Source organism: Kitasatospora sp. NPDC048296, assembly GCF_043201815.1.
Taxonomy (GTDB): domain Bacteria; phylum Actinomycetota; class Actinomycetes; order Streptomycetales; family Streptomycetaceae; genus Kitasatospora.
Map to the genome: position 1 here is coordinate 92,679 of NZ_JBICZB010000003.1, position 14,047 is coordinate 106,725.

Consider the following 14,047-nt stretch of genomic DNA (forward strand, 5'->3'; position numbering starts at 1 on the left):
TGAGTCACGCAGAGCATCCAAGTCATCACGTCGACGTCCGAAACCTGTGCGTCGCGCACGTTTCGCGCCTATTGTGGGGTCGGTAACCGGTCAACCCCCGTGCTCCGGCCGCCAGCGAGGCCCGCGTTCCCTAACCCTCAGTCATCACCGCAGGTGCCCCCGGGCATCGGCGCCTTCTGCTGGAGAGACCGAAGTTGAGCGCGACCGGATGGATCAGAGAGCGGTTCACCGGGCCGACCCCGGGACCCGCCCCGGGCGCGACCGGCACCTGGCCGAGGACAGCGCTCGCGCTGCCCCTCATCGGCATGGCGCTGATCGTCGTCCTCGACTACCTCAGCGGCACCGAGGTGACGGTCGAACCCGCCCTCACCGCCGTTCCCGCGCTGGCCGCCGTGGTCAGCCGCCGCACCTGGTACCCGCTCGTCATCGGCCTGTACACCGAGGCGGCGGCCTTCCTGATGGCCTTCCACAGCGACGCGCTCGGCGAGTCCGTGCACGCCGCCAGCGTCATCGCGGTCCTGCTGGTCGCCACGATCGGCTGGGTCAGCGCCACCCTGAGGCTTCGCCAGGAGCGCGCCCTCGCCGACGCCCAGCTGGTCGCCTCGATCGCCCGCCGGGTCCTGCTGCGGCCCGTCCCCGAGAAGGTCGGCAGCATGCGCGCCGCCGTCCACTACGAGGCCGCCGCCGCACACGCCCGCATCGGCGGCGACCTGTACGAGGTCGTCAACACCCGTCACGGCGTCCGGGCCGTGGTCGGCGACGTCCGCGGCAAGGGTCTCGGCGCGGTCGAGACCGCCGCCGCCGTCCTCGGCGCCTTCCGCGAGGCCGCCCACCAGGAACCCGCGCTCGACCGGGTGGCCGGCTGGCTGGCCGTCAGCCTCGACCGCGCCCTGCACGAGAACGATCACCCCGGCGTGGAGGAGGAGTTCGTCACCCTGGTGCTGATCGGCGTCGGCCCCGACGGCACCGCCGAACTCGTCAACTGTGGACACCCCGCGCCGCTGCTGCTGCGCGGCGACACCGTCCGCCCGCTCGAACTCGCCGACACCGTACCGCCGCTGGGCGTCCTCGATCCGGCCGACGTCCACCCCCCGGTGCACCGGGTCCCGCTCCAGGGCGGCGACCGGGTCCTGCTGTTCACCGACGGGGTGATCGAGGCCCGCGACCGCTCCGGCGCCTTCTACCCGCTCGCCGAACGCCTCCCGCGTTGCGCCGACGGCCGCCCCGCCGACGTCCTGCAGCGCCTGCACGAGGACGTGGTGCGCCACGTCGGCCGCCAACTCTGTGACGACGCGGCCATGCTGCTCCTGCAGTACGACCCCCAGCCGACCCCGGCCTTCCAGCTGCCGCAGCAGAACGCCGTCCTGACGACCCGCTAGCTCAACGACGGCTCACAGCGACACCCGGACCACCAGCGGCCGGTGGTCCGACACCACCGCGCGCGGCGCCGCCGCCGGGCCCACCGCCGCGCGCGGCACCCCGACCGCCAGCACGTGGTCGAACTGCACCGCCGGCCGGTGCGAGGGATAGGTCGGCGTGCGCGCCAGGTCGTACCAGCCCTGCAGCCGCGCCCGCGGCTCCCGCACCCGCCGCCGGCGCGGCTCCGCCAAGGCCGGCCGCACCCGCCGCGCCGCCCGCAGCTCGCGCACCCGCGCCCGGGGCGCGGTGCGCTCCAGCGCCGTCGCCCCGCCCAGCACCGTGCGCGGCACCGCGCCGATCAGGTTGAAGTCCCCCAGCACCAGGTACGGCTGCGGCAGATCGGCGATCCAGCGCCGGATGCCCGCCAGCTGCGCCATGTTCCAGCCCGGGACGAAGGACAGGTGCGCCGCCACCACCGTGAACGGCCCGCGCCCGCCCTCCAGCACCGCGGCCAGCGCCGCCCGCGGCTCGTCCGGCACCGGGGTCAGCCCGCGCCGCCCGGCCACCCGCAGCGGCAGCCCGAACGGCGCCGGGGCGAACCGCCGGGCCCGCCAGTGCCGCACCGGCAGCCGGGTCAGCAGCGCCGTCCCGTACGAGGGCGGGGCGCCGTCGCCCACCTCGCCCGGCCCGTACACCCGCAGCCCGTTCGGCCCGGACGGCTCCGGGACCCAGCCCGCCACCGGCGCCGGGCGCCCGTGCAGCGCGGCGGCGAAGCGCCAGTCGCCGGCGCCCATGGCCGCGCCCGCCACCGCCGCCTGGTCGGTGCCGCCCGAGCGGACCTGGTGCCGGTCCACCTCCTGCAGGGCCAGCACGTCGACGTCCAGCGCGGCCACCGCCTCCGCCAACGGGGCGCCCGCGTCGGCCGGGTAGGGCCGCGGCGCGCCGTCCGGGGCGAGCGGCTGACCGTGCAACAGGTTGAAGGTGGCGATGCGCAACTGGCTCACACCGCACGACGGTACCCGAGGGGGCGCGGCTTGAGGCGGCAGGGCATACCGGGTATACATACCGAGTATGTCCATCCGCCACGGTCTGCTCGCCCTGCTCGACCAGGGCCCCCGCTACGGCTACCAACTGCGCACCGAGTTCGAGGCCCGCACCGGCGCCACCTGGCCGCTCAACGTCGGGCAGGTCTACACCACGCTCTCCCGACTGGAGCGCGACGGCCTGGTCGAACCCGCAGGCGAGGACGAGGAGGGCCACCAGTTCTACGCCGCCACCGACGCCGGCCGCGCCGAACTGCGGGCCTGGTTCGACACCCCGGTGCCCCGGACCAACCCCCCGCGCGACGAACTCGCCATCAAACTCGCCATGGCCGTCACCGTCCCCGGAGTGGACGTCTGCGCCGTCGTCCAGAGCCAGCGCCGGCACAGCATCAAGGCACTGCAGGACTACACCCGGCTCAAGGGCCGCGCCCTCGCCGGCGAGGCCGGACCCGGCACCGTGCCCACCGAGAGCAACGAACTCGCCTGGCTGCTCGTCCTCGACCAGCTGATCTTCCAGACCGAAGCCGAGATCCGCTGGCTCGACCACTGCGAGACCCGACTCGCCCAACAGGCCGAACTCCACCGGGCCCGCGCCGCCGAGACCACCCGCGACGCCGAGGCCACACCCAAGAAGCCCACCCGGCTCGGCCGCCGCACCCGCGCCTAGAGCCCGTCCCATCGGCCCCGGCCGACCCGAACCACCGGCCGACCCGAACCACCGGCCGTCCCGAATCACCGGCCGGCGCTCCGGCGCCGGACCCGCACCCAGCACAACGGGGGAACCATGTCCCAGAACAAGGGGGGAAGCATGTCCCACACCCGACAGCCCCGGCAGGAACCGGTGCTGCACTTGGAGAACGTCACCCGCGTCCACGGCCAGGGCGCCGCCGAGGTCCAGGCCCTGCGCGGCGTCGACCTCAAGGTCCACCCCGGCGAATTCGTCGCCGTCATGGGCCCGTCCGGCTCCGGCAAGTCCACCCTGCTCACCCTCGCCGGCGGCCTCGACACCCCGACCGACGGCCAGGTCCTCGTCGAAGGCATCGCACTCGGCGCCCTCACCCGCAAGAAACTCGCCCAGGTCCGCCGCCGCTCCATCGGCTACGTCTTCCAGGACTACAACCTGATCCCGGCCCTCACCGCCGCCGAGAACATCTCCCTGCCGCGCGAACTCGACGGCCTCTCCGTCCGCGCCGCCCGCCGCGAAGCCCTCGCCGCCCTGGAGGAACTCGGCATCCCCGAACTCGCCGACCGCTTCCCCGACGACATGTCCGGCGGCCAGCAGCAGCGCGTCGCCATCGCCCGCGCCGTGATCGGGGACCGCCGCCTCGTCCTCGCCGACGAACCCACCGGCGCCCTCGACTCCACCACCGGCGAAGCCGTCCTCGCCGTCCTGCGCGCCCGCTGCGACGCCGGCGCCGCCGCCATGATGGTCACCCACGAAGCCCGCCACGCCGCCTGGGCCGACCGCGTGGTCTTCCTGCGTGACGGCCGCATGGTCGACGAATCCGTCAGCCAGGACGCCGCCAGCCTGCTCGTCAGCGCCGCCGCGAACAGCAAGCAGGTGGACGAGTGAAGCCCGGAGCCTGGCGGCTCGCCCTGCGTATCGCCCGCCGCGACGCCCTACGCGCCAAGGGCCGCAGCGCCCTGGTCATCGCCATGGTCGCGCTGCCCGTCCTCGGCGTCACCGGCGCCGACGTGGTCTTCCGCAGCGCCACCCTCGAACCCGCCGAGAAGGTCGTGCGGATCATGGGCCGGGCCGCCGGCGAACTGGCCATGGACCACCGCGGATCCGCCGTCAAACAGGCCCCCGACCCCGACCAGGGCCTCATGGTCGACAACCCCAAGTACGAGGCCAAGGAGGGCACCGCCCCGCAGTACACCCCTGCCCAGCAACGCGCCCTCGACACCGAACCCGCCCAGCTGGCCCGGCAGCTGCTGCCGCCCGGCAGCACCCTGGTGCCCGAGCCCCAGGGCCCCGAGACCGCGGCCACCAGCACCCAGGGCCTGCTCAGCACCCGCACCAGCGAAGCCGACCTCACCGACCCGATCTGGAACGGCCGGGTCGACCTGGTCGAGGGCAGCGCCCCCACCAACGACCAACAGGCCGCCGTCACCCGGGCGTTCCTCAAGCGCTCCGGGCTGAGGATCGGCGACCGCACCACCGTCCGCGGCCTGGAGTCCAGCCCCTTCACCATCACCGCCGTCGTCGAGTACCCCGGCGACCTCGCGGTCACCGAACTCATCGCCCGGCCCGGCGCCCTGATCGGAAAGCTCTCCCAGGACCCCGGCCACGACTCCGGCCCGGCCACCCGCTGGCTGGTCAGGCTCCCCGCCGGCGCCACCCTCGACTGGGCCAAGGTCACCGAACTCAACGGCTACGGCTTCGTCCTGACCTCCCGCGCCGTCCTGCTCGACCCGCCCGCGCGCGGCGACGTGCCCTACTACGTCGAGATGGACCGGCACAACAGCGGCTTCCGTACCGCCCTCCTCGACCGCACCTCCGTCGTCATCCTCGCCACCGTCGTCGGCATGGCCCTGCTGGAGATCGTCCTCCTCGCGGGCCCCGCCTTCGCCGTCGGGGCCCGACGCTCACGGCGGCAGCTCGGCCTGCTCGCCGCCGCGGGCGGTGACCGCGCCAACGTCCGCGCGGTCGTCCTCGGCGGCGGCATCGTCCTCGGCCTCACCGGCGCCGCCACCGGCCTCGGCCTCGGCGTCGGCCTGGTCGCCCTGCTGCGCACCCGGGCCGAGGAGTACTCCGGCGCCCGCTTCGGCCACTTCAACCTGCAGCCGCTCGACCTGCTCGGCGTACTCCTGGTCGGCCTGGTCACCGGACTGCTCGCCGCCGTCGTACCCGCCGTCCAGGCCTCCCGCCAGGACGTCGTCTCCGCCCTCACCGGCCGCGACTCGCTCAAGCCCCCGAGCCGCAAACTCGCCCTGCTCGGCCTGCTGATGCTCGCCGGTGGCGCCGCGTTCGCCCTGCTCGGCGCCACCAGCGGCTTCGCCAGCCGCAGCATCGCCGTCCTCGGCGGCTCGCTCGTCGCCGAACTCGGCATGGTCGCCCTCACCCCGTACCTGGTCGGCCTGTTCGGCAAGCTCGGCCGCCTGCTCCCGCTCGGCCCCCGGCTCGCCCTGCGCGACTCCGTCCGCCACCGCGGCCGCACCGCACCCGCCGTCGCCGCCGTGATGGCCGCCGTCGCCGGCTCCGTCGCCGTCAACGTCTACATCGCCAGTTACGACGACCAGTACCGCCGCGAGTACGTCGCCTCCGGTCCCTCCGGCGCCGTCATGCTCGGCAGCGGCTACACCAGCGGCCCCGACGGCAAGCTGCTGCCGCAGATGCGCGACAGCGTGGAACACAGCATCCCCGCCCTCGGCCCGCGCGCCGACGTCTCCCACGTCGACTACAAGGGCGACTGCCGGGACGGCGGATCCTGCGGCTACATCCAGGTCATGCCGCCCAAGGAACGGCGCTGCCCGATCTACGACGGCGACACCCCGCTCAGCTCCGGCGAGGCCGAACGGCTCCGCAACAGCGACCCGCGCTGCCAGGTCCGCGAACGCCGCGGCAGCCACTACGGCGACATCACGGCCGGCGACGCCACCCTGCTGCGCAACCTGTACGGCGTCACCGACCCGGCCGTCGGCCAGGCCCTCGCCGCCGGCAAGGCCGTGGTCTTCGACCCGCGCTACATCAAGGACGGCAAGGTCGTCCTCCAGTACACCGAGCCGATGTCCACGGGCGCCGACGGAACCGTGCCCGGCAAGCCCAAGATCACCGAGGCCGCCGTCGACGCCGTCCTCGCCTCCGCCGTGGCGCCGGCCCCCGGCCAGGCCGTGATCACCCCGGACGCAGCCACTCGGCTCGGCTTCACCACCAGGCCGGCCGGCTCGGTCTGGCTGCCCGCTGCCGCGCCCTCCGACGGCGACCAGCAGAAGGCCGACGGCGCGCTCGCCAAGCTCGCCGACCACTCCGTCCTCGAAGTCGAACGCGGCTACCAGTCCAAGGCCGGACTCGTCGGCCTCGGCCTGGCCGGCTTCGCAGCCCTGGTCGCCCTCGGCGCGGCCGGCATCGCCACCGGACTGGCCGCCGCCGACTCCCAGCGCGACCTGACCACCCTCGCCGCGGTCGGCGCCGAACCGCGCATCCGGCGCTCGCTGTCCGGCTTCCAGTGCGGGGTGATCGCCGCCATGGGCACCCTGCTCGGCACCGTCTGCGGCGTCCTGCCGGCCGTGGCGCTGCGCAAGGTCCAGGGCATCGCGGACAGTTACCCCGGCATGAGCCCCGAGGATCTCGCCGACAGGTCGTCCGTGGTCTTCCCCTGGCCCACCATCGCCGCCACCGTGGTGGCGCTGCCGCTGCTCGCCGCCGGCCTGGCCGCGCTGCTCACCCGCTCGCGGATCTCGCTGCTGCGCCGCACGGGCTGACCTCCCACGCGGCCTCCGTCACCCCCGTCCGCCCCTCCCGGCGGCGGGGGTGACGGAGGTTACAGCCCCGACGAGCGGCAGCAACCGGACGGCCGGGGCGGACACCCGCACGGGCGAACTACAGTCGTCGGTATGACGAGAACCCCGGACAGCGTCGTCCGCTCCTACATCGACCAGCACCAGGCCGCCTTCCTCGCCGACCTCTCCGAGTGGCTGGCCATTCCCTCGGTCTCCGCCGACCCGGAGCGGGCCGGCGACGTGCGCCGCTCCGCCGAGTGGCTGGCCGCCAAGCTGCGCGACACCGGCTTCCCGGTCGCCGAGGTGTGGGAGACCAACGGGCTGCCGGCGGTGTTCGCCGAGTGGCCCTCCGGGGACCCGTCCGCGCCGACCGTCCTGGTCTACGGGCACCACGACGTGCAGCCCGCCGCCCAGGAGGACGGCTGGGACACCGAGCCGTTCACCCCGACCGTGGTCGGCGGGCGGCTGTACGCGCGCGGCGCCGCCGACGACAAGGGCCAGGTGTTCTTCCACACCCTGGGGGTGCGCGCCCACCTGGCCGCCACCGGCCGCACCGCGCCCGCCGTCAACCTCAAGCTGCTGATCGAGGGCGAGGAGGAGTCCGGCTCGCCGCACTTCGCCGACCTGGTCCGGCGCGAGGCCGGGCGGCTGGCCGCCGACGTGGTGGTCATCTCCGACACCGGCATGTGGTCCGAGACCACGCCGACCGTCTGCACCGGCATGCGGGGCCTGGCCGACGCCCAGCTCGACCTGTACGGGCCGGACACCGACATCCACTCCGGCTCCTTCGGCGGCGCCGTCCCCAACCCGGCCCAGGTCGCGGCCGAGCTGGCCGCCGCCCTGCACGACGCCGACCGCAAGGTCGCGATCCCGGGCTTCTACGACGGGATCGTGGAGCTGACCGACCGCGAGCGCGAGCTGTTCGCCGAGCTGCCCTTCGACGAGGCGCAGTGGCTGCGCGTCGCCAAGTCGTACGGCACCCGCGGCGAGGCCGGGTACTCCACCCTGGAGCGGGTGTGGGCCCGCCCGACCGCCGAGGTCAACGGCATCTGGGGCGGCTACACCGGCCCCGGCGGCAAGACCATCGTGCCGAGCTCGGCGCACCTGAAGCTGTCCTTCCGGCTGGTCGCCGGGATGGAGGTGGAGAAGGTCCGCGAGGCCGTGCGCGACTGGGTCGCCGAGCAGGTGCCCGAGGGCATCCGGTACGAGCTGGCCTTCCCGGGCGCGACCCGGCCGTGCCTGACCCCGCTGGACCACCCGGCGCTGCAGTCCACCGTCCGTGCGATGGGCCGCGCCTTCGGGCAGAAGATCCTCTTCACCCGCGAGGGCGGCTCCGGCCCCGCCGCCGACCTGCAGGACGTGCTGGGCGCCCCGGTGCTGTTCCTCGGCATCTCGGTGCCCTCGGACGGCTGGCACTCGGTCAACGAGAAGGTCGAGCTGGACCTGCTGGCCAAGGGCGTGGAGACCGCCGCGTACCTGTGGGGCGACCTGGCCGAGAACTTCCGGCCCGGCGCGTGAGCGGGCGGAGCGAGGCGGGCGCATGAGTCCGTTCGGTGCACGGGTCCGTGCACATGGCAGTCAGATCACTCATCCGGATGATTCACCATGTGGGGATGGAACGACGTGAGCACCGTGCCTGAGACCGAGCGCCCACTGGCCCTGGCCCTGGCCAGGTCGGGGGTGGACCGGGCGGCCGAGCACCGGTTCGACGAGCCCTGGCTGGCGGCCGCGTGGAGCCACCCCGCCACCCGGGTGCTGCCGATCGCCGGCGGCGAGGCCTTCGTCGTCGACACCGCGCAGGGCACCGAACTCGTGCTGCTGCCCTCCTTCGAGGCGCCGCAGACCGGGGACCGGTACTTCCTCGGCACCGACGAGGACGGCGTCTCCTACTTCGCGCTGGCCGGCGAGAGCCTGCCCGGCCGACTGGACGGCGACGCCCGCCCGGCCGGGCTGCGCGAGGTCGGAGCGCTGCTGTCCGACCGGGACGCCGGGCTGCTGGTGCACGCCGTCGCGCTGGAGCACTGGCACCGGCTGCACAGCTTCTGCTCGCGCTGCGGGCACCCGACCGAGAAGGCCGGCGCCGGGCACGTGCGGCGCTGCACCTCCTGCGCGGCCGAGCACTACCCGCGCACCGACCCGGCGGTGATCATGGTGATCACCGACGAGCAGGACCGCTGCCTGCTCGGCCGCCAGGCGCTGTGGCCGGAGGGCCGCTGGTCCACGCTGGCCGGCTTCGTCGAGCCGGGGGAGTCGATCGAGCAGGCGGTGGCCCGCGAGGTGCAGGAGGAGGCGGGGGTGCGGGTCGGCGAGGTGCGCTACGTCGCCAGTCAGCCCTGGCCGTTCCCGTCCAGCCTGATGCTCGGCTTCGCGGGCAAGGCGCTGCCCGGCGGCACCGAGATCACCGTGGACGGCGAGGAGCTCGCCGAGGCGCGCTGGTTCTCCCGCGAGGAGCTGCGGGCCGGGATGGCCGCGGGCGAGATCCTGCCGCCCTCCGGCATCTCGATCGCCCGTCACCTGGTCGAACTCTGGTACGGGGAGCCGCTGCCGGCGACCGCGCGCTGGTAATCCTGTACGAATTCCCGATGCTTCCGTGCGAAAGGGGGCGTGCGGCTTATGCCGCGCGCCCCCGTTTTTCTTTTCCAGCCCTTCCCGAACCCGCCACGACCTGCTGTTCGTGGCCGGACGGGCCAGTTCTGCTACCGCAGGACGTTCCCTCGCCCCCACCGTCAACCCGCGCGGACGACATTGCCGGAAACGGCTGAAACCGCGTCACCGCGCTCGCTACATTCACTCGGGTGACAATCCCCCGGGGCACCGCCCAATCCCCCAAATACCAGCGCCTCGCCGCCGACCTGCGCCGCCGGATCGCCGAGGGCGAGTTCACCGCCGACGCCGCCCTGCCGGTCGAGAGCGAACTGGAACGCCAGTACGGCGTCGCCCGCAACACCGTCCGCCTCGCCGTCGACGTCCTCGTCAACGAAGGCCGACTCGTCCGCCTCCAGGGCAAGGGCACCTACCTGCGCGAACACCCGGTCCTCGACCACCGCGCCTACGGCCCGGACCTGGCCCCCGAGCCCCGCGACTGCCTGGGCGCGCCCTCCGCCGTCTACCTCGGCGAAGCCGCCGACGCCGGGCGCGAACTCGGCACCGACTTCGAGATGATGATCGTCCGGGCCCGCGTCGACATCGCCGAACGCCTCGGACTGCGCCCCGGCGAGGCCATCGTGGTCCGCCGCCAACTGCGGCTGCTCGACCGCGAGCCCTACTCCATCGAGGAGAGCCACTACCGGGCCGGACTCGCCGCCGGCACCCCGCTGATGGAACCCGACCCCGTCGAGGGCGGCGACGAAGCCGTCCTCGCCGCCCTCGGCCGCACCGAGATCGGCGCCGTCGACCACCTCGTCGCCCGGATGCCCGGCCCAGAGGAGGCCCAGTGGTTCCAGGGCGGCCCCGGCGTCCCGCTCATGGTGCAGACCCGCGTCACCTACGACCGGCGCGGGCCCGTACGGGTCATCGAGACCCGCTACTCCGCCGACCGCAGCCGGCTCGTCTACGGCATCGGCGACCTCGGCGCGCGCACCACCCTGCCCGCCCCCGCCGCCCCCGTCGACCCCGCCCGGGCCGACGCGCCGTGACGCGCGCCGACCCGGCCGGCCCCTTTGCGCTCGGGGTGGGCGGATCAGGCCGCCAGGGCCTTCTTGACCTGCAGCAGGCTCGGGTTGGTCATCACGACCCGCTCGCCGCCGCCGACCGGCTGCACCAGAACCGTCGGCACCGTCTGGTTGCCGTCGTTCACCGACTCCACGAAGGCCGCCGACGCCGGGTCCTCCTCGATGTTGATCTCGGTGTAGCCGATGCCTTCACGGTCCAGCTGGCTCTTGAGGCGGTTGCAGTACCCACACCAGGTCGTGCTGTACATCGTCACGGTGCCGGACATTGAGGGGGCTCCTTCGAAAGAGAGGTTCACGCGGTCCCTGGACCAAACGTCCGCCGGGCGGCGGGCATTCCGCCATGCCATCGGTCGGCACGCGGCGCGATCATCCTGCGATCACACCGGGCCTGTGGACAACCCCGCCCCCGTTGTCCCACCGGACTGAGAGGATGGAACGCATGCAGGAAGACCTCTTGAGCGGCAGCCCCTACGACGGCCCCCACGGCTCCCCCTGGGCCGACCCCGGCGCCGCCACGGGCCCCGACGCCGTGCTCGCCGGGCTCGACCCCGAACAGCGCGCCGTCGCCACCGCCCTGCAGGGCCCGGTCTGCGTGCTCGCCGGCGCCGGCACCGGCAAGACCCGCGCCATCACCCACCGCATCGCCTACGGCGTGCGCAGCGGCGTCTACCAGCCCGCGCAGGTCCTCGCCGTCACCTTCACCGCCCGCGCCGCCGGCGAGATGCGCGGGCGCCTGCGCCAGCTCGGCGCCGACGGCGTCCAGGCCCGCACCTTCCACGCCGCCGCCCTGCGCCAGCTCCAGTACTTCTGGCCCCGCGCCGTCGGCGGCCCCGTACCCCAGCTCCTCGAACGCAAGGTCCAGCTCGTCGCCGAAGCCGCCGGCCGCTGCGGGCTGCGCGTCCAGCGCACCGAACTGCGCGACCTCACCGCAGAGATCGAATGGGCCAAGGTCACCCAGACCGGCCCCGAGGACTACCCCGCGGCCGTCGCCAAGTCCGGCCGCGAAGCCCCCCGCGACCCCGCCGAGACCGCCCAGGTCTACCGCGTCTACGAGGAGACCAAGAGCCGCCGCGGCACCATCGACTTCGAGGACGTCCTGCTCCTCACCGCCGCCATCCTGGAGGACCGCCCCGACATCGCCGACCAGGTCCGCTCCCAGTACCGGCACTTCACCGTCGACGAGTACCAGGACGTCTCCCCGCTCCAGCAGCGCCTGCTCGACCAGTGGACCGGCCCCGGCGGCGGCGCCAGCCTCTGCGTCGTCGGCGACGCCAGTCAGACCATCTACTCCTTCACCGGCGCCACCCCCGACTACCTCCTCAACTTCCGCAGCCGCCACCCCGAGGCCACCGTCGTCAAACTCGTCCGCGACTACCGCTCCACCCCCCAGGTGGTCCACCTCGCCAACGGACTCCTCGCCCAGGCCCGCGGCGAAGCCGCCCGCCACCGCCTCGAACTCGTCTCCCAGCGCGAAGCCGGCCCCGAACCGGTCTACACCGAGTACGAGGACGAACCCACCGAGGCCGAGACCACCGCCCGCCGCATCAAGGACCTCCTCGCCACCGGCGTGCGCGCCAGCGAGATCGCCGTCCTGTTCCGCACCAACGGCCAGTCCGAGGTCTACGAACAGGCCCTCGCCGACCTCGGCGTCCCCTACCAGCTCAAGGGCGCCGAACGGTTCTTCGAACGCCCCGAGGTCCGCGACGCCGGCGTCCTGCTGCGCGGCGCCGCCCGCGCCGCCGCCGACCCGCTCACCGCCGGCGCCCCCGACCTCGCCGGCCAGGTCCGCGCCGTCCTCGCCACCCGCGGCTTCACCCCCGAACCCCCCGCCGGCTCCGGCGCCGTCCGGGACCGCTGGGAATCCCTCGCCGCCCTCGTCCGCCTCGCGGAGGAGTTCGAGCGCACCCGCACCGCCGACGGCCGCACCACCGACCTCGCCGCCTACGTCGCCGAACTCGACGCCCGCGCCGCCGCCCAGCACGCCCCCGCCGTCGAAGGCGTCACCCTCGCCTCCCTGCACGCCGCCAAGGGTCTCGAATGGGACGCCGTCTTCCTCGTCGGCCTCACCGAGGGCACCCTGCCGATCATCTACGCCAAGACCGACGAACAGGTGGAGGAGGAACGCCGCCTCCTCTACGTCGGCGTCACCCGCGCCCGCAAACACCTCAGCCTCTCCTGGGCCCTCGCCCGCTCCCCGGGCGGCCGCGCCGGCCGCAAGCCCAGCCGCTTCCTCGACGGACTGCGCCCCGGCTCCGCCGCCCCCGGCGCGCGCACCGGCGGGCGGGGCGGAAGGGGGAGCGTCGAGACCGGCGAGCGCTCAGCCGCCCGACGGGTCCGCGGCCCGGTCACCTGCCGGGTCTGCGGCAAGGTCCTCACCGAGGCCGTCGAACGCAAGCTGCGCCGCTGCGAGGACTGCCCCTCCTCCATGGACGAGGGACTGTACGAGCGACTGCGCGAGTGGCGGGCCCGGCAGGCCAGGAAGCAGGGCGCCCCGGCCTACGTGGTGTTCACCGACGCGACGCTCATGGCGATCGCCGAGGACGTGCCCTCCAGCAGCCGGGAACTGGCACTGATCTCCGGGGTCGGCGCCATGAAGCTGGACAAGTACGGGGCCGCCGTGCTCTCGTTGTGTGCGGGGGAGGAGCCCGAGGAGGATCCGGACGGCGTCGAGGACGACGGTCCGGTCGATCCGGTGTGAGCCGGCGCGGGCGCGGTCCAGGGGACTGCTCGGGGGACTTCGAAGCCGCCGCGGAACGTGTCGCGGATCGCGCCGTGTAACGCGCCGCAGAACTCGCGTGAAAAATAGTTTGCGCGGCATACCGGGAGCGCAATAGCCTGCCGGAGCGGTCAAGGGGACGCGGTCGCACGGGGTGACACCTGTGCCGATTCCCCTCGCCCCACAGCTTTACCGAGACAGACATCCGAACATTCGGAGCCAGGGGAACCAGGCTCCGCGAGACGCCGAGAGGAGGCGAAGACAGTGGGAAACATCATGATCACCAAAATGACTGGCCAGACCGTTGTCGCTGCCTCCCTGCGTGCCGCCCGCCTGCGGGCGCTCGCCGAGCTCGGTGGAACCGGTCTGGGTCTCGACACCACCGGTGTCTCCGTCGCCTCCGTTGTCAGTGGTCTTGGACACACTGATCTGCGCATCACGGGCGGCAGGAGTGTCGAAGGCACCGTTGTCGAGGCCGGTCTGTCCCGTGACTGGGCGTCGGTCGATGCGTCGCGTCCCATGTGCGATGAGCGACCGATCCAGGCACCGAAGGCGGCCGTAGCCGCCGCCATGCATGGCGGCTATGCGCAGGTCATCGGTGCCGGAAACGCCCAGGAGCAGAACGAGCAGCAGATTAAGCAGGCCACGGCCGCCTTTATCGGCGCCAAGGCCATCCGGATGCGGGCCTTCCGCGGGCCTGAACCCTGGAGAGAACGAACCTGAGTCAGCCTCAGGTCGGCACCTCCAGGGCCGCGGAACCCGTCACACCGGGATCCGCGGCCCTTCTGTTTTGTCCGGTACGCAAGACCACCCAG

General features: G+C 73.7%; 11 protein-coding genes. 9 read left to right on the forward strand and 2 right to left on the reverse strand.

The annotated features are described in order from the left end of the window. Positions 1-194: 194 nt before the first annotated feature. Positions 195-1,379 (forward strand): PP2C family protein-serine/threonine phosphatase, encoded by a 1,185-nt coding sequence (locus tag ACGF12_RS03415; RefSeq protein WP_393024856.1) that lies wholly within the window; start codon positions 195-197, stop codon positions 1,377-1,379. Positions 1,380-1,391: 12 nt separating this feature from the next. Here the strand turns inward: ACGF12_RS03415 and ACGF12_RS03420 are convergent, their stop codons facing one another. After that, on the reverse strand, positions 1,392-2,363 hold the full coding sequence (locus tag ACGF12_RS03420; RefSeq protein WP_393024859.1) for an endonuclease/exonuclease/phosphatase family protein: 972 nt from the start codon (positions 2,361-2,363) through the stop codon (positions 1,392-1,394). Between the two features lie 67 nt (positions 2,364-2,430). Here ACGF12_RS03420 and ACGF12_RS03425 point away from each other — a divergent pair, with 67 nt between their 5' ends. The 6 genes from ACGF12_RS03425 to ACGF12_RS03450 all read left to right on the forward strand — a co-directional run bounded on the left by ACGF12_RS03425 (position 2,431) and on the right by ACGF12_RS03450 (position 10,480). Further along, complete coding sequence (locus ACGF12_RS03425; protein ID WP_393024861.1) at positions 2,431-3,069, forward strand: PadR family transcriptional regulator; 639 nt, start codon at positions 2,431-2,433, stop codon at positions 3,067-3,069. A gap of 141 nt (positions 3,070-3,210) precedes the next feature. Further along, positions 3,211-3,975, forward strand: coding sequence for an ABC transporter ATP-binding protein (locus ACGF12_RS03430; protein ID WP_393024863.1), 765 nt, complete (start codon positions 3,211-3,213; stop codon positions 3,973-3,975). Continuing rightward, complete coding sequence (locus ACGF12_RS03435) at positions 3,972-6,827, forward strand: FtsX-like permease family protein (RefSeq protein ID WP_393024865.1); 2,856 nt, start codon at positions 3,972-3,974, stop codon at positions 6,825-6,827. Before ACGF12_RS03430 ends, ACGF12_RS03435 begins: the two co-directional genes overlap by 4 nt. Before the next feature lie 132 nt (positions 6,828-6,959). After that, a complete protein-coding gene (locus tag ACGF12_RS03440; protein WP_393024868.1) occupies positions 6,960-8,363 on the forward strand; it encodes a dipeptidase in 1,404 nt (467 codons plus the stop codon). A gap of 87 nt (positions 8,364-8,450) precedes the next feature. Next, a complete protein-coding gene (nudC, locus tag ACGF12_RS03445) occupies positions 8,451-9,410 on the forward strand; it encodes an NAD(+) diphosphatase (protein ID WP_393024871.1) in 960 nt (319 codons plus the stop codon). Positions 9,411-9,640: 230 nt separating this feature from the next. Further along, a complete protein-coding gene (locus ACGF12_RS03450) occupies positions 9,641-10,480 on the forward strand; it encodes a GntR family transcriptional regulator (RefSeq protein WP_393024874.1) in 840 nt (279 codons plus the stop codon). A 44-nt stretch (positions 10,481-10,524) separates the two neighbouring features. On the opposite strand, the gene ACGF12_RS03455 is transcribed toward ACGF12_RS03450, so the two are convergent. Further along, positions 10,525-10,782, reverse strand: a complete 258-nt coding sequence (locus ACGF12_RS03455) for a mycoredoxin (protein ID WP_393024876.1) — start codon at positions 10,780-10,782, stop codon at positions 10,525-10,527. 263 nt (positions 10,783-11,045) lie between these two features. Here ACGF12_RS03455 and ACGF12_RS03460 point away from each other — a divergent pair, with 263 nt between their 5' ends. Both ACGF12_RS03460 and ACGF12_RS03465 read left to right on the forward strand, forming a co-directional pair. Then, positions 11,046-13,214 (forward strand): ATP-dependent DNA helicase UvrD2, encoded by a 2,169-nt coding sequence (locus ACGF12_RS03460; protein WP_393025191.1) that lies wholly within the window; start codon positions 11,046-11,048, stop codon positions 13,212-13,214. Positions 13,215-13,508: 294 nt separating this feature from the next. Next, complete coding sequence (locus ACGF12_RS03465; RefSeq protein ID WP_393024879.1) at positions 13,509-13,955, forward strand: hypothetical protein; 447 nt, start codon at positions 13,509-13,511, stop codon at positions 13,953-13,955. The last annotated feature ends 92 nt before the right edge of the window (positions 13,956-14,047 follow it).

Coding starts and splice junctions, on each gene's coding strand:
- ACGF12_RS03425 (WP_393024861.1), top strand. CDS start 2,431: ATGTCCATCCGCCACGGTCTGCTCGCCCTGCTCGACCAGGGCCCCCGC.
- ACGF12_RS03430 (WP_393024863.1), top strand. CDS start 3,211: ATGTCCCACACCCGACAGCCCCGGCAGGAACCGGTGCTGCACTTGGAG.
- ACGF12_RS03440 (WP_393024868.1), top strand. CDS start 6,960: ATGACGAGAACCCCGGACAGCGTCGTCCGCTCCTACATCGACCAGCAC.
- nudC (WP_393024871.1), top strand. CDS start 8,451: ATGTGGGGATGGAACGACGTGAGCACCGTGCCTGAGACCGAGCGCCCA.
- ACGF12_RS03455 (WP_393024876.1), bottom strand. CDS start 10,782: ATGTCCGGCACCGTGACGATGTACAGCACGACCTGGTGTGGGTACTGC.
- ACGF12_RS03465 (WP_393024879.1), top strand. CDS start 13,509: ATGATCACCAAAATGACTGGCCAGACCGTTGTCGCTGCCTCCCTGCGT.